The 24912-nt window shown below is 58.1% G+C and carries 24 protein-coding genes and 1 tRNA gene; 13 read left to right on the top strand and 12 right to left on the bottom strand.

Translation table 11 applies throughout. The features are described from left to right. Window positions 1-166 precede the first annotated feature (166 nt). Genes MD273_RS13435 through MD273_RS13445 form a run of 3 tightly spaced genes read right to left on the bottom strand, consistent with a single transcriptional unit; the run spans window position 167 to window position 2444 of the window. On the bottom strand, window positions 167-973 hold the full coding sequence (locus MD273_RS13435; RefSeq protein ID WP_239038294.1) for an ABC transporter substrate-binding protein: 807 nt from the start codon (window positions 971-973) through the stop codon (window positions 167-169). A 32-nt stretch (window positions 974-1005) separates the two neighbouring features. Continuing rightward, window positions 1006-1749 carry an ATP-binding cassette domain-containing protein gene (locus MD273_RS13440; protein ID WP_239038295.1) on the bottom strand — a complete coding sequence of 248 codons (744 nt, stop codon included), beginning with the start codon at window positions 1747-1749 and terminating at the stop codon, window positions 1006-1008. Beyond that, window positions 1746-2444, bottom strand: coding sequence for an ABC transporter permease (locus tag MD273_RS13445; protein WP_239038296.1), 699 nt, complete (start codon window positions 2442-2444; stop codon window positions 1746-1748). The genes MD273_RS13440 and MD273_RS13445 overlap by 4 nt, the downstream gene beginning before the upstream one ends. 117 nt (window positions 2445-2561) lie before the next feature. Here MD273_RS13445 and MD273_RS13450 point away from each other — a divergent pair, with 117 nt between their 5' ends. Further along, window positions 2562-3446 carry a substrate-binding domain-containing protein gene (locus MD273_RS13450; protein ID WP_239038297.1) on the top strand — a complete coding sequence of 295 codons (885 nt, stop codon included), beginning with the start codon at window positions 2562-2564 and terminating at the stop codon, window positions 3444-3446. Between the two features lie 89 nt (window positions 3447-3535). Then, window positions 3536-4660 (top strand): putative sulfate/molybdate transporter, encoded by a 1125-nt coding sequence (locus MD273_RS13455; RefSeq protein WP_239038298.1) that lies wholly within the window; start codon window positions 3536-3538, stop codon window positions 4658-4660. 73 nt (window positions 4661-4733) lie between these two features. Here MD273_RS13455 and MD273_RS13460 read toward each other — a convergent pair whose 3' ends face one another. The 3 genes from MD273_RS13460 to MD273_RS19205 form a co-directional block, all read right to left on the bottom strand. Then, a complete protein-coding gene (locus tag MD273_RS13460; RefSeq protein ID WP_239038299.1) occupies window positions 4734-5111 on the bottom strand; it encodes a RidA family protein in 378 nt (125 codons plus the stop codon). 29 nt (window positions 5112-5140) lie between these two features. After that, the gene (locus MD273_RS13465) at window positions 5141-6304 is read right to left on the bottom strand and encodes an NAD(P)/FAD-dependent oxidoreductase (protein WP_239038300.1); all 1164 of its coding nucleotides are present in this window, start codon (window positions 6302-6304) and stop codon (window positions 5141-5143) included. A gap of 132 nt (window positions 6305-6436) precedes the next feature. Continuing rightward, on the bottom strand, window positions 6437-7252 hold the full coding sequence (locus MD273_RS19205; RefSeq protein ID WP_502846058.1) for an IclR family transcriptional regulator: 816 nt from the start codon (window positions 7250-7252) through the stop codon (window positions 6437-6439). Window positions 7253-7422: 170 nt separating this feature from the next. On the opposite strand from MD273_RS19205, the gene hutG reads away from it, so the two are divergent. The 5 genes from hutG to MD273_RS13495 are packed head-to-tail and all read left to right on the top strand — an operon-like array spanning window position 7423 to window position 12901. Then, window positions 7423-8391, top strand: a complete 969-nt coding sequence (gene hutG / locus MD273_RS13475) for a formimidoylglutamase (RefSeq protein WP_239038302.1) — start codon at window positions 7423-7425, stop codon at window positions 8389-8391. Between the two features lie 41 nt (window positions 8392-8432). After that, the gene (locus tag MD273_RS13480) at window positions 8433-9398 is read left to right on the top strand and encodes a TAXI family TRAP transporter solute-binding subunit (RefSeq protein ID WP_239038303.1); all 966 of its coding nucleotides are present in this window, start codon (window positions 8433-8435) and stop codon (window positions 9396-9398) included. Further along, the gene (locus MD273_RS13485; RefSeq protein ID WP_239038304.1) at window positions 9376-9867 is read left to right on the top strand and encodes a DUF1850 domain-containing protein; all 492 of its coding nucleotides are present in this window, start codon (window positions 9376-9378) and stop codon (window positions 9865-9867) included. The genes MD273_RS13480 and MD273_RS13485 overlap by 23 nt, the downstream gene beginning before the upstream one ends. Before the next feature lie 16 nt (window positions 9868-9883). Then, window positions 9884-12130: a TRAP transporter permease gene (locus MD273_RS13490; protein ID WP_239038305.1), complete on the top strand. Its 2247-nt coding sequence runs from the start codon at window positions 9884-9886 to the stop codon at window positions 12128-12130. 12 nt (window positions 12131-12142) lie between these two features. Continuing rightward, window positions 12143-12901, top strand: coding sequence for an IclR family transcriptional regulator (locus tag MD273_RS13495; RefSeq protein ID WP_239038306.1), 759 nt, complete (start codon window positions 12143-12145; stop codon window positions 12899-12901). Between the two features lie 98 nt (window positions 12902-12999). On the opposite strand, the gene MD273_RS13500 is transcribed toward MD273_RS13495, so the two are convergent. From MD273_RS13500 to MD273_RS13525, 6 genes are all read right to left on the bottom strand, one after another. Further along, window positions 13000-13076 (bottom strand) — tRNA-Arg (locus MD273_RS13500). A 101-nt stretch (window positions 13077-13177) separates the two neighbouring features. Next, complete coding sequence (locus MD273_RS13505; RefSeq protein ID WP_239038307.1) at window positions 13178-15022, bottom strand: protein kinase domain-containing protein; 1845 nt, start codon at window positions 15020-15022, stop codon at window positions 13178-13180. 8 nt (window positions 15023-15030) lie between these two features. Then, complete coding sequence (locus MD273_RS13510) at window positions 15031-16629, bottom strand: dihydrolipoyllysine-residue acetyltransferase (protein ID WP_239038308.1); 1599 nt, start codon at window positions 16627-16629, stop codon at window positions 15031-15033. Window positions 16630-16655: 26 nt separating this feature from the next. After that, window positions 16656-17633 (bottom strand): alpha-ketoacid dehydrogenase subunit beta, encoded by a 978-nt coding sequence (locus MD273_RS13515; protein ID WP_239038309.1) that lies wholly within the window; start codon window positions 17631-17633, stop codon window positions 16656-16658. A gap of 1 nt (window position 17634) precedes the next feature. Further along, entirely contained in the window at window positions 17635-18819 is a 1185-nt protein-coding gene (locus MD273_RS13520; RefSeq protein WP_239038310.1) for a thiamine pyrophosphate-dependent dehydrogenase E1 component subunit alpha, read from the bottom strand. Window positions 18820-18998: 179 nt separating this feature from the next. Next, a complete protein-coding gene (locus MD273_RS13525) occupies window positions 18999-19544 on the bottom strand; it encodes a YaeQ family protein (protein WP_239038311.1) in 546 nt (181 codons plus the stop codon). Window positions 19545-19618: 74 nt separating this feature from the next. Between MD273_RS13525 and MD273_RS13530 the strand changes: the two genes are divergently transcribed. The 6 genes from MD273_RS13530 to MD273_RS13555 all read left to right on the top strand — a co-directional run bounded on the left by MD273_RS13530 (window position 19619) and on the right by MD273_RS13555 (window position 24808). Next, a complete protein-coding gene (locus MD273_RS13530) occupies window positions 19619-19978 on the top strand; it encodes a CidA/LrgA family protein (protein WP_239038493.1) in 360 nt (119 codons plus the stop codon). After that, window positions 19968-20708 carry an LrgB family protein gene (locus tag MD273_RS13535; protein ID WP_239038494.1) on the top strand — a complete coding sequence of 247 codons (741 nt, stop codon included), beginning with the start codon at window positions 19968-19970 and terminating at the stop codon, window positions 20706-20708. The genes MD273_RS13530 and MD273_RS13535 overlap by 11 nt, the downstream gene beginning before the upstream one ends. Window positions 20709-20857: 149 nt before the next feature. Then, entirely contained in the window at window positions 20858-22144 is a 1287-nt protein-coding gene (locus tag MD273_RS13540) for a sensor histidine kinase (RefSeq protein WP_239038312.1), read from the top strand. Then, window positions 22141-22578 (top strand): response regulator, encoded by a 438-nt coding sequence (locus MD273_RS13545; RefSeq protein ID WP_239038313.1) that lies wholly within the window; start codon window positions 22141-22143, stop codon window positions 22576-22578. The genes MD273_RS13540 and MD273_RS13545 overlap by 4 nt, the downstream gene beginning before the upstream one ends. Further along, on the top strand, window positions 22571-24292 hold the full coding sequence (locus MD273_RS13550; RefSeq protein WP_239038314.1) for a putative bifunctional diguanylate cyclase/phosphodiesterase: 1722 nt from the start codon (window positions 22571-22573) through the stop codon (window positions 24290-24292). The genes MD273_RS13545 and MD273_RS13550 overlap by 8 nt, the downstream gene beginning before the upstream one ends. A 33-nt stretch (window positions 24293-24325) precedes the next feature. Then, the gene (locus MD273_RS13555; protein WP_239038315.1) at window positions 24326-24808 is read left to right on the top strand and encodes a response regulator; all 483 of its coding nucleotides are present in this window, start codon (window positions 24326-24328) and stop codon (window positions 24806-24808) included. Window positions 24809-24912 lie beyond the last annotated feature (104 nt).

The raw sequence follows: 24912 nt of genomic DNA on the forward strand, positions 1-24912 counted from the left end.
TTTCATGGACGCCGCGGTGGAGAATTTACGGTCATTATCAGAGATTAGCCTATTTGCCACTCGGGAAAAACAGCTGCTTACCGCCAATAAAAAACCCCAGCATTGCTGAGGTTTTTTGGGGCCAGGGCAAAGCGCGGGCGGTTTGGTGGTCTCTTATTCAGAGGGGCTACTTCGCATTCGGGAAAAACAGCTGTTGGCCATCCACCTTGAAGTCGGCAATCGCCTGCTGGCCTTCCTTGGAGATCAGCCAGTTGTGCCATTGCCGGGCCAGCTCATGCTTGAGGTGAGGGTGCTTCTCTTCGGAGAGCAACAGGCTGCCGTACTGGTTGAACAGCACTTCGTCGCCTTCAAAAAGCAGTGTCAGGTTCTGGGGGTTTCCAAATGCCACCCAGGTTGCCCGATCCGACATCACGTACGCATCCATGGCGGCGGCGGTGTTGAGTGTCGGGCCCATACCGCTGCCGAGCTCGCGGTACCAGTCTCCGTCCGGCTCGACGCCTGCACTTTTCCAGAGGCGCAGCTCGGCGCGATTGGTGCCGCTATCATCGCCCCGTGAGGTGAAAGGTGCCTCGGCCTCGGCGATAGCCGCGAATGCTTCGGCGGCACTCTCCGCTTCACGGATATTCGCCGGATCGTCAGCTGGCCCGATCAGGACGAAGTCGTTGTACATGACGTCGGCCCGCTCGCTGGCAAAGCCGTTCTCGACAAAGCGTTGCTCGCCGGCGGTATCGTGCACCAGAAGGCTGTCGGCATCACCGCGGCGGGCGATCTCGAACGCCTGCCCGGTGCCCACCGCGACCACCCGCACTTCGATGCCGGTGGCGTCTTCAAACTTCGGTAAGATGGCATCGAACAGCCCGGAGTTCTCGGTCGAGGTTGTCGAGGCCAGGGTGATGTAGTCCTCGGCGTGAGCGCTGAACGCCAGGCCGAAGCTGGTAATGCCCGCAAGTACCAGGTTTAGCATCCTGTTCATATTGTTTTCTCCTTTTGCAGATGGAGGCCGGATTATTCGACCAGTTCTCCGGTAATAAACGCTTGTGCCTGCCTCGAGACGGGCGCGTCAAAAAACGCTTCAGCAAGGGTGTGTTCGCGAACTTTTCCGCTAGAGAGAAAGAGTACATCTCCGGCCAGGCGTCTGGCCTGATGGATATCGTGTGTGGTCATCACGATGCGCGTTCCCCGTTGATGAAACTCGCGCACCGCCGCCTCTACGGCCTTGATTGCTGCGGGGTCGAGTGCGGAAGTGGGTTCATCGAGGAACAGCACCTGGGGCGAAAGTACCCAGGCGCGCGCCAGAGCCAGACGCTGTTGCTGGCCTCCGGAGAGCACGCGTGCGGGCGTATGGGCGCAGGCGCTCAGGCCAAAACGTTCAAGCGCGTCAAACGCGAGCTTCGAACGTTGCCTGCGTGGGATGTTATTCACCGCCAGCGCGTGAATAAGGTTGGCCACGGCCGAGCGGCGCAGAAGCACCGGTTGCTGGAATACCATTGCCTGGCGGGGGGTGCCTTCACTTGACCACGCCACCCTTCCCTGAGTCGGTAAGATCAAACCGTGAGCCAGTCGCAGCAAAAGGCTCTTGCCCGCCCCGTTAGGCCCCATCACCAGGGTCGGGCCGGTGCCTTCCAGGGTGAATGAGCACGGTCCGAGCAGTACCTTGTCCTCGTGGTTGAAAGCCACATTCTCAAAGCACAGTGCCGGCGGTGACAGAAGAGACGACGATGCAAGGAGTGGCGCGTTGAGTGAGGTCATCCTGTCCGTCTCCGGGTCAGTTCTCCGACCAGATAGGCGCCTGCGTTGATCAGCATGACCAGCGTCAGCAGCACTATGCCCAGCCCAAGTGCCAGCGGCAGGTTGCCCTTGCCGGTTTCAAGCACGATGGCGGTCGTCATCACCCGGGTGACCCCATCAATGTTGCCGCCTACCATCATCACCGCGCCCACTTCGGCACTGGCGCGGCCAAACCCGGCCAGCAGAATGGTCAACAGCGCAAAGCGGGCGTCCCACAGCAGGGTGGGCATCATGCGTCCGCGCGACATACCCAGTGACATGAACTGCTCGCGGTACTCGCCCAGCAGTTCCTCCACCTTCTGACGCGAGAGCGCAGCCAGAATCGGCAACACCAGCACCACCTGCGCAATGATCATGGCACCCGGTGTAAACAGAAGCCCCCACTCGCCCAGTGGCCCGGCGCGCGAGAGCAGCAGATAAACCATCAGCCCGGCGACAACCGGCGGCAGCCCCATCAGGGCATTGAGCACAACAATCACCCCTCCGCGCCCGGGAAAGCGCCACAGCGCCACCGCCGCCCCCAGGGGAAACCCCAGCATAGCCGCGATCACTACCGCCAGAAGCGAAACCTGCAGCGAAAGCACCACAATCTGAAACAGCGAGGTGTCGAGGTTTAACAGTAGCGATAGCGCCACATAGAACGCATTATTTTCCACAGCTGCGTCTCCTTGTTATTTGAGCATCGTGGCGTCTTTGACTACGCTTTGCACAGCCTGCTGAAAATTATGCAGCAAAAAACAGTCCTGTGCTTTCCCGGACAGCAGGAGAGACCGATGCCCCTTCCCACTTACCTCACCACGGCCGAGGCCGCCGAGTATCTGCGCCTGAAAGAACGCAAGATCTACGATCTGGTCAGCCAGGGCGTTATTCCCTGTGTGCGGGTGACGGGAAAGCTGTTGTTTCCGCGTCAGCGTATCGATCTGTGGTTGATGAACCATCTGGAGGGTGACGACGCCGTCAGTTCACCGACTCCCCCGGTCCTCGCGGGCAGCCAGGACCCCCTGCTGGAGTGGGCCGTGAAGGAGAGCGGCGCGGAGCTGGCGCTGCTGTGCCAGGGCAGCGGCGATGGCGTGCAAAGGCTGATCGACGGGCGTGCGATGCTTGCCGGCATGCACATCTGGCACACGGAAAGCGAGCGTTACAATGATCCCGCCACGTTGGGGCTGAGCGGGATGCGCGATCTGGTGCTGATTCGATGGGCAAAGCGCCAGCAGGGGCTTCTTGTGGCTGCCGATAATCCTCACCAACTGGCGCGGCTTGAGGATATCGCACGCCCTGGCATACGTCTGGCGCACCGCCAGCCCGATGCCGGCGTCAGCCATTTGCTGCAGAGCCTGCTCGCCCGCCACCGCATCGATGCCGGGCATCTCACGTGGGCGTCCCACCCGTCGCTGAGCGAGGATGATCTCGCTTTGGCGATTCGCCAGGGCGAAGCGGGTGTCGGGGTTGGAATCGAAGCGGCGGCGCGCCGCCAGGGCCTGGCCTTTATCCCTCTGCAGCGGGAGCATTTTGACCTGGCCATGCGCCGGCGCCACTACTTTGAGCCAGCCATGCAGCGGCTGCTGGCGTTTGCCGGTAGCGCGCGCTTCGTCCAGCGCGCGGAGGCACTGGGTGGCTATGATATCGGTGAATTGGGGCAGGTTGTGTATAACGCCTGAGCGGTGCAAACAATAAATGGGCGAATGAAATTGGGGTCAGAAGAAAGCTTTCTTCTGACCCCGGGGGCAGGGCGAAACCGGGAGCCTGTATGCATTCAAGCCATAAAGATTCAGTAAAAGAGGTCAGCGGTGCTCTGGGTGATCTGGGCACCCTGCTGCCACTGAGTCTCGGGGCTGTTGCCGTTGCCGGGCTGGCACCGGTGCCGGTCCTGTTGGGGTTCGCAGCGTTCTATATCGCAACGGGACTGTATTATCGCCTGCCGATACCGGTTCAGCCCATGAAAGCCGTTGCTGCGTTGTTGCTGACCACCCAGGTGAGTTCCGGGAGCCTGATCGCCAGCGGCCTGTTGATCGGGGCCATATTGCTGCTGCTGGGATCAACCGGGTGGATTAACCGGGTGGCCCGTCTGGTCCCCGGATCGGTGTTGAGCGGCCTCCAGCTGGGACTGGGGGTGTTGCTGGCCAACATGAGCCTGGGATTGATGGCCACCTCGTGGCCGCTGGGACTGGTCACTTTAGCTATTTTGGTCCTCACGCTGAAGCTGTTACCGAACTGGCCAGCAGCTCTGATGGGGCTTGGCGGGTCTCTAGCGCTCGGTGCAGTGCTGGGGGCACCGGGGCTCACACTTCCTGCGGGGGGTTCCGTTGCATTCACGTTGCCTCAGTTACCGGGCGTAGACGAATGGCAGCAGGCCATTTCAACGGTGGTGTTACCCCAGCTGGTGCTCACGATAACCAATGCCATCGTACTGACGTCTCTGGTGGTTGGGGATTATTTCGGCGAGCAATCGCATCGCGTGTCACCGGCCCGGCTGTCGGTGAGCACAGGCCTGGCCAACCTGTTTCTGGTACCGCTCGGAGCCTTGCCCATGTGTCATGGAGCCGGTGGTGTGGCGGCCCACTATCGTTTCGGCGCCCGGACCGGGGTGGCACCCGTACTTCTGGGAACAGGCCTGCTTCTGGTCGCCTTCATGCCGAACGGCCTTTCAGTCATTGCAGCGATTCCAACGGCAGGGCTTGGGGCCTTGTTGTTGGTGGCGGCGGTCGAGCTTGGTGTCTCCAGGCGCCTTTGGATGGCTAAACCGTCGTGCTGGCCGGTGATCGCAATAACAGCGCTGGTTACCGTCTGGGTCGATCCGTTTTTCGGGCTTTTGGCCGGGGTGGCTTCTGAAACGGTTCGGGCGGCGTGCGTACGTAGGAAAAAGATTGCGTAGAGCAGGCCGGGAACCGGCCTGTATCGAAATGGCTAATAATATAGAGAAATGCTATCTACAGATTAAGAAAGTCTCATTTCGAAATTGCGGCATAAACTACCAGTTCAACAAATATTTCTTCTCGAGCGAGACCAGCAACTACCACAGCAGCTCGATTGGGATAAGGTTCTTTGAAGTACTCCGCGTAGATTTTGTTCACAGTTGGCAGGTAGGCCCTGTCCGTAACGTAAATCATCACCTGAGTGACATCCGTTAGACTGGCGTTGGCGCAGTCAATTGTATGGCACAGGTTCCTCATGGTTTGGTGCGTCTGGGCCTCGATGCCCCCGGGAACCACCTTGCCCTGATCATCGATTGGAATCTGGGCGGTGAACAGTATGCCGTTACCAATGGTTGCCCACTCAAGTGGTGAGGGTGATTGGTAGAGATCGGTTTTGACCGTTTTGATCATGTCGTCAGATTACCTCTAATGGTCTTGGGTTAACGTTCGGCACCTGCCAGTCGCCGCTCTACGGCGCTGACCATGTTAAATCCGATATGGCGGATCGGCTCTGGTGGCATCCAGCCTGGCTTACCCATGAGTCCTTGGACGTCCATGGAGGGGTGTCCTGTCGCCAGGTTGGCCAACTGTTGGCCTAGAAGGGTGCCTTTGAGGATGCCAACACCGTTGCAGCCTATGGAAGCGAACAAGCCTTTTTTGAGTTGTCCCCAGAGGGGGGCGCCGTTCGCTGTCAGTGAAGTCGTACCGCCCCACCATTTCTCCAAGCCGTAATCACGTAATTCCGGAAAACGGTTAAAGAGGCTTTGCTCCAGGTAGCCGCGGGTAGAATCATTGCCCTCATGTTCGTAGCCGTAGAAGCCGCGTATGAGAAGTCGACCGTCATCGGTGGTCCTTAAGGTAGAACCGAGTCGATGAGCCGGCAGCAGGCCCCAATGGCCTTCCGGTGCGAGAGATGCAAACAGATCGGGTGGAAGTGGGGGCGTGACACCGGCGTAGGTAAAGATTTTTACGCTGTATGCATTCCCGACTCCCAGAGAGGCTGCAAACGCGTTGTTCGCCAGAAAAACCATTGGAGCCTTTAACGAGCCTTCCGGGGTTGTGATTAGCCAGTCGCCCGAAGAGTCCTGAGACAGATGGATGGCGGGACTTTCCTCGTAAAGCGTGATTGAAGGTGGCAGGCTGTGGGCCAGGTTGGAGATCAGGGCGTAGGGGTTAACCAGACTGTTGCCTGGCAGATTCAGGCCAGCCCGATAATAGCTGCTACCCGTGACCGACCTCATATGGTCAGAGCTCATCCACTCGAAGGGCTGGCCACTTTTCTCCAGGAACTTGGCCAGGGTTGCCAGCTTCTTCTCACCCCTTTCCGTTGCGGCACCTTTGAAAATTTGGGACTTTGGAGTGTGGGCGTCTCGGTACGCGGTTGCGCGCATCTCATTTTGCGTGGCTTGGTATTGTTCATAAAGCGCACCCGCGGCCGCCGTGTTGGCAGCGGTGAAAGCGTGTTCAAGCACGAAGCCTGAATTGCGACCTGGAGAGCCCGAGCCCACGGTTTCTGCCTCGAGAATCCTGATGTCCGTGCCCGGGTTTTGAGTAGCAAGCTGTCTCGCTATAGCGATGCCTGTATAGCCGGCGCCAATAATCACTGCATCGCAGGACTGAGTGTTTGTGAGTCTTGGGTGCCTTCGACTCAGGTTAAGAGCCTCGGTCCAGCCACAGGAACGTTGATAGATGGGGTAGGGAGAACCACTTGTACTCATCGTGCTTTTACTCTCATATCAGGTGGATTCCACCGAGTCGAAAAGGTTATCGCTGATCGCTCTCGCACTGGTTAGGAGCGCTTTGGTTAGCCTTTCGTAGTGATCATCAGATAATCTGGATCGCCTGAGGCAACAGCTCAGTGCGGCGATTGGTTTCCGGTCTTTTCCAAAGACCGGGACGGCCACGCCGGTGAATTCCGGAGGATCAGAGTCTTCAACACCGCAACTAACTTCCAGGTGCTGACAGTTTGCAATGGCCTCCCTTACACGACGGCGCGTAATCCCCCGTGTTCGAAGGAAGGCTGGTTCATTGTGGTCGAGGATGTGAGCTTGCTCGTGTTCGCTCATGAAACTCAGTATCGCAATAGAAGCTTGGCCGACGCCGAAGGGAATCCGGTCTCCCTTTTGACGGGTATAGCTCCGTGCCGGGTGTTGGCCATCCACTATATCCAGGCACAAAACCTGAAATCCGTCTGGAACCATCAGGAAAAAGCTGTCTCCCAGTGCTTCTGCCATGTCCAGCAGATGCATGTGCGCAATGCTGTCCAGGGCGTCACGGATGAGCTCCCCCCAACCCAGGAGTTCCGGGCCGGGATAGACTGGCCCGCGACTAAGGGGTTGTCTGAGCAGCCCCAAGTCCTTCAAGGCCCGGACCAGTCGATACACGGTTGGTGTGCTCAGTCCTGAAGCGTCAACGAGCTCAGATATTGATTGGCCTCGGTAGCCTGCTCTAATCACCAGCTGAAGCAATGAGTAGCTTCTGTCCAGGGTCTGAATCCCGCTTCGTTGCATTCTTTTCGGCTCGTCCCATTTTGTGTCTTTCACTGTACCCATTGCGGAGCGTCTTGGCTTATCGCGAAGTGAGAAGTTACTTCGCTTCTAGTGACAAAAATTCAAATATAAAATTTATCTTCACGTATAAATAAGTTGTGCTATTTAAGTGTTCCATGCGTCATTTTTGTGTGCTTATATGATCATATATTGAATTTTGTTGAGAGAATATCGTGACGTTCAAACCAGCATCAAAATGGGAAGGCCGGATAGATACAGAGGAAGGTCCGGGTGCACTCCGTTGGCACCAGAAGGTGTCCCCTTCGCCAATGGATGGTTCTGAGTCGAGTGTTGGTTTGCTTGGATTTGCCTGTGATGCCGGAGTCTGGAGAAACAAGGGGCGGCTGGGCGCCGCCGCCGGACCTTCTGCTTTACGCCGTCAGTTGGCAAATCTGGCGTGGCATGGTGACGAAGACCTGTCGGTGAAGGACTTTGGCACCGTTGAGGTGGAAGGTGATGCGTTAGAGCAGGGACAAGAGGAGTTGGCCTCAAAGGTTGCTGAGGCGCTACCTTCGGTCCGTCGCCTATTGGTGATGGGTGGAGGTCATGAGACAGCGTGGGGTAGCTTTTCTGGTCTTGCCCGTGCTTTCGACCCGACCACCACTCGAATCGGGATTATCAACCTGGATGCCCATTTCGACCTTCGAATGACGGGTGAACAAGGACCTTCGTCCGGTACTCCCTTTGCGCAAATCGCTGAGCAATTTGGTCGAGAGGCGTTTCATTACTGTTGTCTTGGCCTGGCAAAGACTGGCAATACAGAATCCCTTTTCAAGCGTGCGGATGAGTTGGGTGTCAGCTACCGAGAAGATCGGGATATGCGTGTCTCGGATATTCCTGAGGTGCTGGAACAGGTCCGCGACTTTTGCCGGGGCATGGACATGCTCTATCTCACCATCGATCTTGATGTGCTTCCTCACTACCAGGCACCCGGTGTCAGCGCCCCAGCGGCACGAGGTGTTGCTCTGGAAGTAGTCGAGGCGGTGATTGATGAGGTGGAGCATATTGCTCGGTCGCTCCCCAAGGGTATGCCTCTGGTAGAAATATCCGAATTGAATCCTGAATTTGACGAATCTGGCGTGACCGCTAAAACAGCGGCTCTGCTGGCGGACACACTTTTGTGTCCTAACCGCCGTCCGTGAGGCGGCACCCCTAAGCTCAAACAGAAAAGGAAGGTACAACAATGAGAAAACTGAAGACAATTCTTGTGTCTGCTGCCTTGGGAGTCGGCCTCGCCGCTGGTGCTGCTCAGGCGCAGGAGCGTGTGTTTTTCGGCATTGCGACTGGCGGAACTGGTGGTACTTACTACCCGCTCGGCGGCATGCTGGCGCAAGTGATTTCCAATAATGCTGATCTCGACGGCAAGAAGCTGTCCGCCACCGCTGAAACCGGTAACGCGTCGGTAGCCAATGCGGGGCTGCTTGGACGTGGCGATATTGAGTCTGCTTTTGTGGCAGCCGACATTCTCGATTCTGCCTATAAAGGTAAGAACCAGTTTGATGGCAAAGCACAGAAGAACCTGCGCGCTTTGGGCGCCCTTTACCCGGAAGCGGTCCAGTTGGTGGCTCAACCCGGGCTTGATTCGGTCAAGGACTTGGAAGACAAATCCGTTAGCTCCGGTTCTCCCGGCTCCGGTCAATGGCAGCTGCTGGGCGACCTGCTCAAGGCTCACGGTATGAGTCGTGACGATGTGAACGAAGACTACTCGTCCTTCTCCCAGTCTGCGGAAAAGATCAAGGACGGTAACCTGAACGCTTCTCTGATTACTGCCGGCGCCCCGACTGCATCCATCGTGGAATTGGCCAACGGTCATGACATCAACATCATTCCGCTGACTGGCGAGCCGATCAAGAAACTGCGGGAAACCCAGCCTTACTACACCTCCACAGTACTGCCGGGTGGTACCTATAAGGGTGTGAATAAGGATGTTGAGACCATCGCTGTCCGTGCAATCTGGGCAACCCACGCGGATCTTCCGGAAGATATCGCCTACGCCGTGACCAAGGCGCTTTATGAAAACACCGAAACCCTTGGCAAGGTCCACGTGAAGGGCAAGGAAATTTCGGTCGAGACTGCGCTTGAGTCGGTTTCCATCCCGCTGCACCCGGGTGCGGAGAAGTATTTCCGTGAAAAGGGCATCATTGAATAAGTTTGCTCTGCTTCTGCTGCTGGCTGGGGTCCTTGCCTCGGCCGGTGATCTCCAGGCCGATGGCCTTGAGATCAGTCAGTATCGGGAGGGCAGGGTGCTCACCTGCGTTCCCGTGATTGACGCGGAGTTTGAACTCTCGTTCATCCACTCCGTGTCGTTAACGCCAGTGACGGACTACTATCGCCTGATCAAATCTCCAACTGGTGATCTAACGATCAAGCAGACGGCAGAAGTTTTTGTCGCTCATGGGCAGGGTTTGCCCTCCCTGGTGAATGAGCCGGACGCCACGTCGTTTGAGCATCGGAACGGTCAGTTCATCCTGAAGATGGACCGTAAAATTGGTCGCCTGATCGTGCGCACCGACCAGCGGTTCAAAAACAGGCTGCACACTGGCAACAGCACTATCAATTTGAACCAATGGCCGGACAGCGGGCTGCTGATTGCGCCGGTCTCCAACTGCCAACAATAACGCAGAGTCAACGGGTATGAGCAATTCAAACAGCCAGACTGCCAACCGTTCGTCATCCAGCGGGCCTGAAATGCATCAGGCTGATCTGGATAACCTGATTAAAAAGTTCGATAACGAATCGAATTTTCGGGACCTGAAAGGCATTCTCAAAACGCTTGTGACCATCACCTGCGTTGTCCTCAGTGTCTTCCATATATACACGGCGGGTTTCGGTCTATTGAATGAAGTGACCCACCGTAACGTGCATATGGCCTTCATCATGGGCCTGCTGTTTATCGTGTTTCCCAGACGGCCGCCTAAACACTTCAAGCTCAATATGGGGCTGAGCCTTCTGTATGGTGCTTTTTACCTGTTGATCGCTCATCAACTGGTTCAGGCGCTGGCCGGCGATATCCCAGCCTGGTGGGGATGGGGGATTTACGGCTTTGCCGGGCTAATGGCGCTGTCTGCTCTGCCCGTAGCTGCTCTGGGTGGGCGCAATAAGCCCAGCTGGATCGACTGGCCGTTGATGTTGGCAGGGGCCGGTTTCTCCGCTTATCTGATCGTCTTCTTCGAAGAGATCTTCATTATCAACGTTGGTTTCCCGAAAGCCTTCGATTACATCATGGGCGGTATTGCCGTGATGTTGGTGGTTGAGGGTGCCCGCCGGACCATGGGGGAATCACTGTCGATCATTGGTGTGCTGGCATTGCTATACGCCATGTTTGGTCCCTATTTACCGGGTGTGATGGCGCACCGTGGGTACGACATCATCCGTTTGGTAGAGCATTTGTACCTGGGCACCGAAGGTATCTATGGCATTGCCATTGGCGTGGTTGCCACCTACGTTTACCACTTCGTTTTATTTGGCGTACTGGCTCAGGCTTCCGGTCTTGGCCAGCTGTTCATCGAGTTGGCAACACTGGTCGCCGGTCGCTATTCCGGAGGCCCAGCCAAAGTGTCTGTCGTTTCATCAGGCTTCTTTGGCATGATCTCTGGTTCCCCAGTCGCTAATACCGTGACAACCGGGGCATTTACGATCCCGATGATGAAGAAGTACGGGTTCAGTGGCCGTTTTGCCGCCGCTACCGAGGCAGCCTCATCCTGTGGTGGGCAGATCACCCCGCCGATCATGGGGGCCTCGGCGTTTGTCATGTCGGAAATGCTTGGTGTGCCCTACAACGAGCTGATTCTCATTGCAATTATTCCAGCTGCGTTCCACTACCTGGCCACCCTCTGTATGGTTCATTTCGAGGCCCGTCGCCTGGACCTCAAGGGCATGCCGGCTGACCAGATTCCCCGGTTTGGAGCCGTACTCGCCAAACATTGGCACCAGGTGATTCCGCTCGTGGTGATGGTGACGTTGCTGTTGATGCAGTTCACGCCATTTTTGGCGGCATTCTGGGGCATTATCCTGACCATTGCCTGTTCCTACATTCCTCTGGTGTTGCGGCCTCTGGGATTCAAGAAGCTGGATCATGAGAGCGTGCTTACGCCTCGTCGCTTGATCGACGGCCTGGAAGAAGGCGCCAAGCAGTCCATCGCGATTACCGCTGCCTGCGCCTGCGTTGGTTTCCTGCTGGGTGTCACCACGCTGACCGGGCTTGGCTTCAAGTTCTCCGGAGCCATTGTTGGTCTGGCTCATGACTTTGGCAGCACGCTTTCGGCGTTCGTGCCCTTTGATCTGGTAACCGAAAACAGCTTGACCTTGTTCATCGCTCTGCTGCTGGTGGCCGTCGCTTGTATCCTTATGGGGGCGGGGATTCCGACGACGCCGACCTATATCATCTTGGCCTCCATTGTGGCACCGGCACTGGATGAGTTTGGGATCGCCCTTCTGGCTTCCCACTTCTTCATCTTCTATTACGGTGTGTTGGCTGATGTGACGCCACCGGTTGCTCTGGCCGCTTATGCGGGAGCGGGCATTTCCGGCTCTGATCCAATGAGGACCGGTACTACCGCGTTCCGGCTGTCCATGGGCAAGGCACTGGTGCCATTGATGTTCATCTACGCGCCGAGCCTGCTGTTCCTCGACTTCACCTGGTATGAGTTCTCGATTGCCATGATCAGTGGCATCCTCTGTATCGTGGCGCTGTCGGCAGCCTATATCGGCTTCTTTAGCGCGCCGCTATCGAAACTTGAGAAGACCGTTCTGAGCCTTGCCGGTTTGTCGCTGGTGGCACACAGCCCATGGCTGCTGGTGATCTCTGGCGGCCTGGTTCTCGCCATACTTGGCAGAAACTATAGAATCGGAAACTACCAGCTAGCGACTCAGACGGGATAGGGAGTAAACCACTTGAGTGAAAAGGATTATACCGTTCCGGCCCTGTACAAGGGCTTGCGCATCCTGGAGATGTTTGACAGTAACTGTCGGGCATTGAGCCAGGTGGAGATGGCCGAACGTCTGGGGGTGAGTACAAGCTCGATTTACCGGATTGTGCAGACCCTGACGTCCATGGGCTACCTGAATAAAATCGGGACCAACACCTATGCGCTCGGCACTCAAGTGGTTTCCCGCGGTTTTAGCTACCTTGCCAGTCGTGAGATTGTCGAGGTAGCGGCTCCGTTTATTACTCGGCTTCGGGACAGTACTTCGCTGTCTAGCCATGTTGGGGTTCGAGATGGCACTGAAGTGCTTTATGTATTCAGGGCGCTGGCATTGCAGAGGGTTTCGGTCAACGTACCTGTGGGTACCCGTTTCCCTTTGCATACGACTGCTATGGGCAGAGCGCTCTTGATGGGGATGACACCCACTGAGTTACAAAGCCTTTTCCAGGGTCAGCGACTGGATGGTTACCCGCGACCAGCACCACAGACAATGCCTGAACTAATTGCGCTTTGCGAGAAGGAGCGAGCACAGGGTTGGACTCGTCATTACTCCGATCATTCAACCGCGTTGGCAGTGCCTATAAGGAACTTTACTGGGCAGGTAATTGCGGCAATAAATATCTCTGGGCCGGATCCGGTAATGAATGCTGAGGGAGTCATGGAGACGTTGGTGTCTGAGCTGAAGCAGACCGCGACCAATATTATGCGTCAGGTTGGCGGCGTCTAATGCAGGTGCCACACATTAAGTACCGTCCCCAGCACCCGCACAACTAGAGGACTGCCCGACAAAAAAGCCCGCTCAATGGCGGGCTTTTTTGTAGAATATGGCCCGCCCGTCAGGATTCGAACCTGAGACCTTCGCCTCCGGAGGGCGACGCTCTATCCAGCTGAGCTACGGGCGGAAGAAATCGGGCACGGTGTGCGTCAATTTCGAGGCGCAATCTTACGTGTGATCGGGTGCTCTGTCCAGCCCTCCGGCGATCTTGATTGCATCGGCCCCGTTTCAGGTGGAACCGACTTCGGCCCTGGGGTTTTTAGGATAGTAACGCTCCGGCAGGCGTTCGATGTGGGGAAAGAAACGGGTGTCCTTGTAGGGCATCTTCATGTAGCCGGAAACGCCCAGACCGGCAATCTGGTCCACGGCCGAGAGGATTTCATCGAGCAGGCGGGCGAACTCGTCTTCCCGGTCGGGGTCGAGCAGTCGGTAGTGGCTGTGAATCTTGAGGTGCCGGGGCAGCGACTCGAAGATGATCATGCCGGTGTGGTGGATGTCGTTCAGGGCTTCCAGGGCCTTGATCATGGTCCCCGGCAGTACAAGGAACTCCTCCGGATCGGGGCCGTCCTCGAAGTAGGAGTGTACCCGGGATTCGTCTTCCACCTCCGGTGCGGCACTGACCTCATAGCGCAGTTGCATGCCCGGATCGATCCGGAACGGCTGGTCTGGGCCGTCGCGGTCCACGTGCAGGGTGTTGCGGGCATTGAACAGGCAGCTCTTGAAGATGCCCTGGCGGTAGATGGCCTGGGCCAGGCAGACCATGTTGTTCACGGCCCGGATGAACGCGGTCTTTAGCGCCGGATCATGCAGGTTCAATGAGGTGTCGATGTAGACACCGTCGCTTTCCCAGCGCACGGCCAGGCCACCTTCCACCGGATAGCGTCCCAGCCGGCTGACGGCGGCCAGGAACGCCTTTTCGGTCTCGCCCATGCCCTGCATGAAGTTCTTGTAGTACCTGTCCAGCTGGACGTCGTTGACGTCGCTGAGGGTTTCCGGGGCGTTCTCCTGGCGCAGGAAGGATTTTCGGGAGCTGTATACCACGGTGTCGATCTCGTGATCGGAGGCGCGGGTCCAGACCGGCACCATCGGTGTGATCGGCGGCTCCGGCAGGTCGATCATCACGGTGTGTGCCATCCTCGGCATTTCCTGGAGATAGTAATCACCGGCTTTCCGGCGGGTCTCCGGATCCGGTGACAGCATGCCGTCGAGCATGCGGGCGAATTCCATGGGCAGGCCCAGTGAGCTGGCCGGTATCGCCTGATGGCCGAACCGGCAGGACTGGCCGGAGGCGAGTGCATAGAGGGTGCCAGCGGCGCCCTGTTCATCGAAGCGGGGGGAGGAGAGTCCGCCGTTGAGTTGTTCCTCGCCAATGAAATAGACATCCCCCAGCCGGGCGTTGGTCTGCTGCAGGTTGTCGGACATCAGCTCCATGACATTGGCGGTGATGAACTGCTGGTTGGCGTCCAGCTGGGCGAATACCGACGAGCCCCAGTCGATCAGGGCAATGTTTTCGGTTCTGGCGTCAAAGACCAGGTTGGAGGGTTTGATGTCGCCATGCACGATGGGACGTCCGCCCGCGCTGGCGCCGCTGCGCAGGTTGCGCAGGATATCGGCGAGCTGGTCGGCGATGCGGATCACCAGTCTCGGTTTCAGGCGGCCTTCCTGCAGCGAGACTTCCTCCAGGTTGATGCCGGCGGCCCGTTCCATGACGAGGATGGGCTGGTTGCGGGCCCGTTGGTAGGCGATCAGCCGTGGTACCCGTGGGTGGCGGACCTGTTCGAGAATGAAGGCTTCGTCCTCGAGCCGGTCCTGCAGGTGTTGGGGCAGGTTGATGCGGGTGAACTTGAAAACGTGCTCCGGGCCTGAGTGACCGTTCCCCGGCAGCTTGCCGGCGAACACGAAGCCGTAGGCGCCCTTGCCGATCAGTTCGATGTCCCGGTAACCCAGCTGGCGGAGCTGGGCGGCGCACAGCGCCACCCAGTCCTTGAGCTTCTTGGCATCGTCATGGCTGAGCAGATAGATCGACTGCTCTTCAGGTATATAGAACTGCTGAAGCTCGGTCTTCTGCTCCATAACGCCCGTCAGCCCAGATGCAGCAGCATGGATTGCGGCGATTCCAGGTAGCCTTTCCAGCGGTTGCAGAAGCGCGCAATGGTGCCGCCGTCGATGATGCGGTGGTCGCCCGCCCAGCTCACCGTCAGGATCGCACGTTCCACCACGTTGCCATCGGCATCGAAGCGCGGAAGTTTCTGGGTCCGGCCCAGGGCGACGATGGCCACTTCCGGCGGGTTGATAATGGGGGAGGCGTAGGTGCCACCCAGCGCGCCAATGTTGGAGATGGTGATGGTGCCGCCCTTGAGGTCGTCCTGGCTGACACGGCCCGAGCGCGCGGCCTCGGTCAGGCGGGTGACTTCATCGGCCACGCCCAACAGGGTCAGGCTTTCCACGCCCTTCACGTTCGGCACCATCAGACCGGCCTTGCTGTCCACGGCCATGCCGATGTTGCACTGGGGCTGGTAGTGGATCTCCGTGACCTCGTCATTGAGGCGACTGTTGAGCACCGGGAATTCGCGGATCGCCAGGGCCATGGCCTTCATGAAGAAGGGCATCAGGGTCAGCCGCGAGCCGCGAGCCTCGGCTTCGGGCTTGAGCTGTTCGCGCAGGACGAGCAGGTCAGTGACATCGATGTCCTCACTGTAGATGAAGTGGGGAATCGTGGTTGCTGATTGCACCATGCTGCGGGCCATCGCCGCCCGGACGCCCCGGATCGGTTCCACCCGTGCTTCCAGCTCGCGCTCCGGTTTCCGGTGCTCGCCGGCAGCCTGTGCCGACGGTGCTTCACCGGCAGGTTGCCTGGGTTCCGGGGCGGGCTTGGGCTGGTCGAGATGGGCCAGAACATCGGCCTTCAGTACCCGGCCATCCTTGCCGGAGCCCTCGATGTCGGCCAGGTCCAGGTTGTGCTCCCGCACCAGGCGGCGCACGGCCGGGCTGGCGGGAATCCGGGGACGGTTGCCGGTGGCCACCGGTCTGGCCGGTGCCGGTGCGCTTTCCGGGGCCGGTCTTGACTCAGTCCGGGCCTCGGCCGGCTCGTCCCTGTCTCTGGGGATGAAGGCGAACAGCGGGGAATGCACCCGGGCCATTTCCTGTTGCTTGTGGTAAAGCTTGGTCACTCGGCCGGCCTTGGGGGCGGTGATCTCGACCATGGCCTTGTCGGTCATCACATCGACCACCGGCTGGTCTTCCTCGATCTCGTCGCCTTCGGCCACACGCCATTCCACCACCTCGCACTCGACGATACCCTCGCCGATGTCCGGCAGGATGAAGTCCTCGGTGACGTCGCCGGCGCCAGTTTCACCTGCTGGGGCGGGCTCCGGCGCTGCCGGTGCCTCGTCGCCGGTGTCCGCCGGCTGTTCTGCGGGCGCGGAGCCCTGTCCGGCCTCGCCATCCACCTCCACCAGCTCAAACAAAGGGGCGTGGACTTTCGCGATGTCGCCTTCCTTGTGGTACAGGCGGGTCACCTTGCCCTTGTACGGTGCCGGGATTTCCACCAGGGCCTTGTCGGTCATCACCTCGGCCACCGGCTGGTCTTCCTCGATGATGTCTCCCTCGGCGACCAGCCATTTGACCAGTTCGCACTCCACGATACCTTCGCCGATATCGGGCAGTATAAAATCACTCATGATTGCTCTCCTGTCCTGATATCAACCTAGAAGTCCACACTCGACCTGATGGCCTCGAAGACCTTCAGGTGATTGGGCAGGTGCTCTTTCTCCAGCACCAGCGGGAAGGGCGTGTCCATCCCGGTGACCCGTGCGATCGGGGATTCCAGGTACAGGAAGCAGCGTTCCTGGATCGTCGCTGCGATTTCGCCGGCGAAACCACCGGTCAGTGGCGCTTCATGGGTAACCACCAGGCGCCCGGTCTTGAACACCGAGTTCGCCACGGTCTCCACGTCCCAGGGCAGGATGGTTCGCAGATCGATGATTTCGCAGGAAATGCCATCTTTCTCCGCCATGTCGACGGCCTGTTCGATCACCTCCATCTGCGCACCCCAGCCCAGCACGGTCACATCCGTGCCTTCCTTGAGGACTTCTGCTTCGCCCAGCGGCAGCCGGTAGTCCTCGTCGGGCACTTCGCCGACGGAGGCACGATAGAGCCGTTTGGGTTCGAAGAACAGGGTCGGGTTGGGATCGTGGATGGCTCCCAGCAGCAGGCCTTTGGCCTGGTGAGGGTTGCGCGGAACGACAATCTTCAGCCCGGGCGTGTGTGCGAAGTACGCCTCCGGCGACTGGGAGTGGTAAAGCCCGCCGGCGATGCCGCCACCGTACGGCGCGCGAATGGTCAGCCCGCCGACATTGAACAGGTTGCCGGAGCGATACCGGAACTTGGCGGATTCGTTCACGATCTGGTCGAAGGCCGGGAAGATGTAGTCGGCAAACTGGATCTCGGCCACGGGCACGGAGCCCTGGGCAGCCAGACCGTTGGCGAAACCGATGATGCCCTGTTCCACCAGTGGCGTGTTGAAGCAGCGCGCCTTGCCGTATTTCTGTTGCAGGTTGCTGGTGGCCCGGAAGACACCACCGAAGACGCCGACGTCCTCACCGAAGCACAGCACCCGCTCGTCGGCGGCCATGGCGGTGTCCAGGGCGTTGTTAATGGCCTGAAGCATGTTCATCTGTGTCATCTCAGGCCCCTCCCTTGGCGTGTTCGGCGCTCTTGGGGTAGGCGTCCGGATAGCGGCGGATGTGCGCCTTCAGTTTCTCGAACTGCTCGGCCAGCACCGGCGGCACCTCGTCGTAGACGTCGCTCACCAGCGATTCCAGCGGGGGTGGCGGGCGTTTCTGGGCCCGTTTCATGGTCTCCAGCACCTCCCGGCGCATGGTTTCCTGCAGCTGTTTCTCATCGTCTTCGCTCCACCACTTCTTGCGCTCGAGCCAGAGTCGCATGCGCAGGATGGGGTCTTTCTCGCGCCAGACAGCCTCTTCGTCCTTGCTGCGATAGCCGGACGGGTCGTCAGAAGAGGAATGGGCGGCCAAGCGATAGCTCATGGCCTCGATCAGTACCGGGCGGTTGTGCTCCACCGCCAGGCTGCGGGCGGCCCTGGTAGCCTCGTGCATGGCCAGGACGTCGTTGCCGTCCACACGGATGACATCCATCTTGTAGCCGTAGGCCCGGGGTGCCACACCGTCGGCTGCGAACTGTTCGGCAGCCGGAGTGGAAATGGCATAGCCATTGTTGCGGCACAGGAAAATGACCGGGACCCGCTGCACGGCGGCCATGTTCAGGGCAGCGTGGAAATCACCTTCCGAGGCCGCACCTTCGCCGAAATAGGTAATAGTGCAGTTACCTTCGCCCGCCAGTTTCTGGCCGTAGGCGTAACCGGTGGCCTGGGGGATCTGGGTGGCCAGGGGTGATGAGATGGTCATGTAGTTCAGCTTTTTGGAGCCGTAGTGCACGGGCATCTGGCGACCCTTGCCGTAGTCCAGTTCATTGCCGAACAACTGGTTCATGAATTCATCAATGGTGAAGCCCCGATAGGCGAGGGCACCCTGTTCCCGGTACTGCGCCATGATCATGTCGGCGTCATCCAGGGCTGCGGCACTGCCGATGACGGCGGCTTCCTCGCCGGTGCACTGCATGTAGAAGCTCAGTCGGCCCTGTCGCTGGGCGGCGAGCATGCGCTCATCCAGGATCCGGGTCGTAACCATCGTCCGGTAGATGCGCAGGGCTTTGTCTTTGTCCAGTGCCGGCGCTTTGGCACCCTTGTACAGGGAGCCGTCCTGCTTGAGCAGTTTAAAGGTGGGAATACGAAACTCTGCTCCGTCGGTAAAAACCGGGGAGTAAACAACCTTGGATCTTGTTGTTGTCATAATCCTCTTCCTGGGGTAGTGGCCTGAGGAACACGGCTCCCCTTGTGGGGGTGCCGATCACTTAAGTGTAGACAATCCGACAGAGTCTGGTGCGACCTGACGGAGTCATCTGATGCTTACCTTAACGTAAACTGCGGGATTCGGGTAGACCCCTTACGGAGTTTCCTTGATCGGGGCGGCTATTCGGGTGGCTGCAGGCGGGAAGGCGAAAGGTTAACGAGAGTGTTGGCATCGCCAATACCAACCTCGCCGTCCTGAATCGTACACTGCAGGTTCATGGTGCGCTCGGCCAGGCCGGCCAGGGCCTCGGTGCCCTCCTGGGGCAGGTTGATCACGGTCAGGTTGTTGAAGCGAGCGAGCTTGTTGTGGTGTTTGTCCCACCACAGGGAGACGGCCCGTCCGCCGTAGGTGTACAGCACAACCTTTTGGGCACGGTTGCATGCCTTGCGCAGTCGGCTTTCGTCCGGCAGGCCCAGTTCAATCCAGAGTTCGATCTCGCCGCTGAGGCTTTTTCGCCAGAGCTCCGGTTCGTCGTCGGTGCTCAAGCCCCGGGTGAATTCAAGGTGCTCGTCGGCATTGAGGACAAAGGCAAGCAGACGGACCATCATGCGTTCGTCGGTCTCGGAAGGATGCCGCGCCAGGGTCAGGTGATGGTCGGCGTAGTAGTGCCGGTCCATGTCGGCGATGTTGAGCGTGGCCTTGAAGACGGTTGCTTTGAGTGCCATGAGCGTCCTGTGTTGGTATCAAGATGTCTGTTTGCGCTAGTGTAATGCATTCCTTCCCGGTTGAGCGTGAACGCATGGCGATGTTGCGTGGTTTTCTGGTATTGGTGCTGTTTTTTCTCCTTGGTGAATCCCTGCGGGTACTGTTCGCCTTGCCGGTAAGTGGCGGGGTACTCGGAATGGTAGTCATTACACTCACCTTGATGGTCAAAGGCAGTGTCAGCGATGATCTGGCGTCAGCCAGTCAGGGCCTGATCTCGGTGCTGGTGCTGCTGATCATGCCCGGTGTGGTCGGCGTGTTCTTTACCGCCGATCAGTTTTCAGGCCAGTGGCTGGCGGTTGCCGCAGCCTTGCTGGTCGGTACTTTTCTGAGCGTACTCACGACCCTGGTATTAATGAAGCTGGTAACGGTGAAGGGAGAGCGCCATCGTGAGTGAGCTGTTCGACCGCCTCGGGGCCTTGGCGGATACCCTTGCTGCCACGCCGATTCTCGCCATTGGGCTGACTCTGGGCGCCTTTTTTGCCGGTAACTGGCTGTTCGCCCGCATCGGCCGGCCTTTGTGGCTGCCGCCGGTGTTGTTGTCCGCGTGTCTGCTGTCCGGAGTGATCGCCATTCTTGCCATCGATTACCAGGCCTACCAGCGGGGCGCAAGCTGGCTGACGGTTCTCCTGGGGCCGGCCACGGTCGCTCTCGGGATTCCGCTGTACCAGCAGATGCACCATATCCGTGCCATGTGGCGCCCGATTGCGGTGACCTTGCCAATTGCCGCCACCCTGGCTGCGGCCTACGCCCTGGTCATTGCCTGGGCGCTGGGGGCCACACCGGAGGTGCTGGCGTCGCTGGCGCCCAAGTCGGTGACCGCGCCCATCGCCATTGGCATTACCGAACAACTTGGAGGGGCGGTGCCTCTGATGATGGGTGGGCTACTGATTACCGGGGTCGTCGCCACCCTCTTTGTTGACATGCTCGCACGTCTGCTGCCGGTCAGGGACGAACGTATCCTGGGCTTCGCCCTCGGTCTGAACGGTCATGCCATCGGGACGGCCCGGGCATTTGCCATCAGCCACACCGCCGGAGCCTTCGCTTCTCTGGGTATGGGGCTGACCGGTGTTTTCACCGCGGTGATCCTGCCGCTCGTGGGATCGGGCATTTTTAATACCGGCTAGAACGGTGCCCCTGCTCATGGTTTTCGGCTCGTTCCGTTAACGCCTGTACCCGAAACTGGTATATCGCCAGCAAGGGGGTATCCTTAATAGACCAAACAATAACAAGCGCTGATCCATACGGATACAGGGCCGCTGGAAAGGGGGACGCCATGGGCGATGTGTTCTCGGGGCTCTCAGATTGGTTTGATTTGACGTTCATGGGGCATGGCCATTGCTATCTCTGGCGCTCCGACCTTGTGCTGCTGCACTCTATATCTGACAGTCTGATTGCCGGGGCCTATTTCACGATTCCGCTTGCACTCTATGTGCTTATATACAAGCGGAAGGACATCGAATATCAATGGATGTTCGTGCTCTTTGCCGTCTTCATTTTTTCCTGCGGCCTGACCCATTTGATGGCCGTCTACAACATCTGGAACGGGGCTTATTACGTTTCCGGAATTCTGAAGGCACTGACAGCCGTCGTTTCTGTGCTTACCGCCGCACTCATCTGGCCTCTTATACCCAAGGCGCTAGCGTTGCCTCGCCCCATAGAACTCCAGGCCGCAAACCAGAAACTGCAGGGCGAAATCGCGCGCCGGAGCCTTTCGGAGAACCACCTGGAGAAGGTTCGGGTTGAGTTGGAACGTCGTGTTGAGGAATTGACGCTCACCAAGGAGCGTCTGGAACAGGAAATCGAGCGTCGTCATGCGCTGGAGCTACTGGAGCGCGAGAAAACCGAGGCTTTGCGGAGATCCAACGAGGATCTGGAGCAATTCGCGTTTATCGCCTCCCATGATCTGAGAGAACCGCTGCGTAAGCTGCTGGCCTTCACGCAACTACTGATGACCGGAAAGTATGGTCAATTCAATGAGAAAGGCGAGCAGTTTGTCCGCTACATCCGGGAGGCGGCTGTCCGCATGGATGCGTTGCTGAACAGTCTGCTCCATTACAGCCGTATCAGTTCCAGCCCTGAAGGTGAGGAGGATATCCCTCTCGGGAAGGTGGTCGGTGACGCATGCAGGGACCTTCAGCTAAGAATTGAAGAGAGTGGTGCGTCGGTGCAGATCGATGAGTTGTGTCAGGTACATGGCAATGCCGCCCAGCTGAGGCAACTGATCCAGAACCTGCTCGGTAACGCTCTCAAATATCGTGCGCCTGGTGTGCCACCGGTGATTCGTATCTATAGCGAAGAGGACCCTGACCTTGGCCGGTGCAAGGTGTGTGTCGCCGATAACGGTATCGGCTTTGATATGGCCTACAGCGATCAGATTTTTGATGTCTTCAAGCGATTGCATGGCCGGGGGGAATATGAGGGGACCGGCATGGGGCTGGCGATCTGCAGAAAGATCGTGGAACGGCACGGGGGGCGTATCTCGGTACAAAGTGAGGAGGGCAAAGGCACGGAGTTCTGTTTTGATCTGCCCCTGGCCCGGGGGGAGAGGGGAGAATCATGAAACCGGTCACTATCCTCATGGCGGACGACGATCCGCTGGACCAACTCCTGACCAGGGAGGCTTTCGAAGAGGCGAAGGCCCTCAATCCACTGTATTTTGTCGAGAATGGCCTGGAGCTGATGCGTTACCTGCGTCGTGAGTCTCCCTACGAAGACAAGGAACGTTACCCGACACCCGGGATCGTCCTGCTCGATCTCAACATGCCCAAAAAAGATGGCCGGGAATGCCTCCGGGAAATCCGGAGTGATCCGGAGCTTCAGCACCTGCCGGTCGTAGTCATGACCACTTCCAGCCGGGAGGAGGAAGTCTTCCAAAGCTATGATCTGGGGGCCAACTCCTACATAACCAAACCGGTTGATTTTGAAAAGCTGGTGGCCCAGATCCAGGCCTTCAATACATACTGGTGTTCGATCGTGGAGTTGCCTGATGATTGATCATGACAAAAGTATCCGGGTTCATGTTGTCGATGATGACCCCGCGGATTTTCTGATCATCGACGAATTGCTGGGGCAATCGACGCGGTTCCGGTATGAGATCAATCATATCAGTGATATCAGTGAAGCCCGTCAGGAGCTGATCGATCCACAGTGCGATGTGTTTCTTCTTGATTTCTTTCTTGGGGCAAAAACGGCCCGTGACCTGTTGGTGGAAGCGCGCAAGCTTCACTGTCCGGCGCCAATCGTCGTCCTGACCGGAGTGGAGTCGGGCGCGCTCGATGATGAGGTGATCCAGCTTGGCGCCGCGGATTTCCTGCCCAAGAGCGACATCACGCCGTCGCTGCTTGAACGCACCATTCGTCATGCTATTCAGCACAAGCGGGCAGAGCTTGAACTGGAGAAGATGGTCAAGCGAGACCCCCTGACAGGTCTGGGAAACCGGCTTCTGTTCGAGGAGATCCTTGAGAGTTCGCTGGCGAGATGCAAGCGCGCTGGCACCAAGCTGGCTGTGCTGTTCATGGATCTCGATCGGTTCAAGGAGATCAATGACTCACTCGGCCACCCGACCGGAGACCTTTTGCTTCTGCTCATCGCTGACCGACTCCGGGCGGTCATTCGTGAGGCCGATTTTATTGCCCGGATCGGCGGTGACGAGTTCACCATACTGATCGACGATCTGCATGATGCCCAGGATGCTCTCAGCGTGGCGCGCAAGATAATCCATGCCGTGTCCCAACCCTCCGCAATAGGAGGGCATGAGCTGAATGTCTCGGCAAGCATCGGGATGGCTCTTTTCCCCGAGAATGGAGACGCGCCGATCAAACTGATGCAGAAAGCGGATATCGCCTTGTATGAGGCCAAGCGGAAAGGGCTGAACAAGGTTCAGTGTTTTACTTCAAACCTGCAGACCCAGCTTGAGAAGCATCTGAACATCGAGAAAGGTCTGCGGTATGCCCTGGAACACAACCATTTTGAATTGATGCTCCAGCCTCAATGGAATCTCAGCGATCGCCGTATTTTCGGTTTTGAGGCGCTGATTCGATGGCGGTTTGGTTCGGATCTGGTTTCACCGTCGGACTTCATTTCGGTGGCCGAGAAAACCGGATTGATCGTACCTATCGGTGAATGGCTTCTCCTCTCGGCCTGTCGTTACCTCAAGAAATGGCAGGAGCTGGGGGTAACCCAATACCGAATTGCGATAAATGTGTCCCCGCTGCAACTGAAATCCGGTTATTTCATAGAGACAATGCAGTCCGCGTTGAACTCGACCGGCATAAATCCTGAGCTTCTTGAGGTAGAGATTACAGAGGACAGTCTGCTGGACGGCCACGAAGAGAATACCAAGGTGCAGCAGGATCTGATGCGAATCCGGGAGCTGGGGGTCAAGATTGCCATTGACGATTTTGGGACAGGCTATTCATCGCTCCGATATCTTCGTCAGTTTCCGGCAGACGTCGTGAAGATTGATAAGAGCTTTGTTTCGGGCAATGGGGGGGAGGCTCTCTCCGAACCGGAAATCTGTCGCGCAGTTGTCACCATGGCTGATTCGCTTGGCATGGAGGTTTTGGCGGAGGGAATTGAAACCATTCCCCAACTCACACGTTTAAGGGCTATGGGATGCCGGTTGGGCCAGGGTTACCTGGTCTCTGAGCCACTCGCTTTTGACGAAGCGACGCAGTGGGCACTGGCCGGTGAAGCGGTTTCCAGATAGGTGGTTCCTTCCGGAATCGCACAGGGAGAGAGCATGGCCTTTTTAAAAAGACGGATGTTCAACGTTTGGCTCATTGCGTCAGGCCAGTCGAGAGCTGATCTGGAAGAGGCGTTGCGGGGCCATGCCCTCGGGCACAATCTGACCGTCATCCCGGATGAGACCGCGTTCGATGTCCTGGCCAGGGATATCGACCGAGACGCGGACAGGTTTCCCAATCTCCTGATGTATCTGGTTCGGGACAGCGCGCAGGCGCCTCCGGATTTCCTCCACAAGCTCAAGGCTTCAGCCGACTTCCGCCACGTCCCGGTCATCGTTTTCCACACCGGGCGGATTGTGCCGGATATCAAACACCTCTACTCGCTTGGAGCGGCATCTGTGATTCGGGTGCCCATCAAGTTTCACGGTCTGGTTTCGGTGATGAGGACCATTGAGGCCTACTGGTTCAATGTGGCTTCTCCGCCTCCTATCGACGGGCCCTTGCGTACTGCCTGGGCACGACACGTTCAACCCCTCTGATTTGTAAAGAATTTTTCCTGGTGCGTTGAGCACCGAATCAGGTCATTCACCTGGCGAATAACTCCATGTCGCAATTTCGATTGCCGTAAGGGTTTCCCGAGACT

It is taken from the genome of Marinobacter sp. C7, from assembly GCF_022343555.1.
GTDB lineage: Bacteria > Pseudomonadota > Gammaproteobacteria > Pseudomonadales > Oleiphilaceae > Marinobacter.

Bases quoted from the DNA above. Each gene is read 5' to 3' on its own strand.
- MD273_RS13435 (WP_239038294.1), bottom strand. From the start codon at position 973: ATGAACAGGATGCTAAACCTGGTACTTGCGGGCATTACCAGCTTCGGC.
- MD273_RS13440 (WP_239038295.1), bottom strand. From the start codon at position 1,749: ATGACCTCACTCAACGCGCCACTCCTTGCATCGTCGTCTCTTCTGTCA.
- MD273_RS13450 (WP_239038297.1), top strand. From the start codon at position 2,562: ATGCCCCTTCCCACTTACCTCACCACGGCCGAGGCCGCCGAGTATCTG.
- MD273_RS13455 (WP_239038298.1), top strand. From the start codon at position 3,536: ATGCATTCAAGCCATAAAGATTCAGTAAAAGAGGTCAGCGGTGCTCTG.
- MD273_RS13460 (WP_239038299.1), bottom strand. From the start codon at position 5,111: ATGATCAAAACGGTCAAAACCGATCTCTACCAATCACCCTCACCACTT.
- MD273_RS19205 (WP_502846058.1), bottom strand. From the start codon at position 7,252: ATGGGTACAGTGAAAGACACAAAATGGGACGAGCCGAAAAGAATGCAA.
- MD273_RS13480 (WP_239038303.1), top strand. From the start codon at position 8,433: ATGAGAAAACTGAAGACAATTCTTGTGTCTGCTGCCTTGGGAGTCGGC.
- MD273_RS13490 (WP_239038305.1), top strand. From the start codon at position 9,884: ATGAGCAATTCAAACAGCCAGACTGCCAACCGTTCGTCATCCAGCGGG.
- MD273_RS13505 (WP_239038307.1), bottom strand. From the start codon at position 15,022: ATGGAGCAGAAGACCGAGCTTCAGCAGTTCTATATACCTGAAGAGCAG.
- MD273_RS13510 (WP_239038308.1), bottom strand. From the start codon at position 16,629: ATGAGTGATTTTATACTGCCCGATATCGGCGAAGGTATCGTGGAGTGC.
- MD273_RS13515 (WP_239038309.1), bottom strand. From the start codon at position 17,633: ATGACACAGATGAACATGCTTCAGGCCATTAACAACGCCCTGGACACC.
- MD273_RS13520 (WP_239038310.1), bottom strand. From the start codon at position 18,819: ATGACAACAACAAGATCCAAGGTTGTTTACTCCCCGGTTTTTACCGAC.
- MD273_RS13525 (WP_239038311.1), bottom strand. From the start codon at position 19,544: ATGGCACTCAAAGCAACCGTCTTCAAGGCCACGCTCAACATCGCCGAC.
- MD273_RS13530 (WP_239038493.1), top strand. From the start codon at position 19,619: ATGGCGATGTTGCGTGGTTTTCTGGTATTGGTGCTGTTTTTTCTCCTT.
- MD273_RS13540 (WP_239038312.1), top strand. From the start codon at position 20,858: ATGGGCGATGTGTTCTCGGGGCTCTCAGATTGGTTTGATTTGACGTTC.
- MD273_RS13545 (WP_239038313.1), top strand. From the start codon at position 22,141: ATGAAACCGGTCACTATCCTCATGGCGGACGACGATCCGCTGGACCAA.
- MD273_RS13550 (WP_239038314.1), top strand. From the start codon at position 22,571: ATGATTGATCATGACAAAAGTATCCGGGTTCATGTTGTCGATGATGAC.
- MD273_RS13555 (WP_239038315.1), top strand. From the start codon at position 24,326: ATGGCCTTTTTAAAAAGACGGATGTTCAACGTTTGGCTCATTGCGTCA.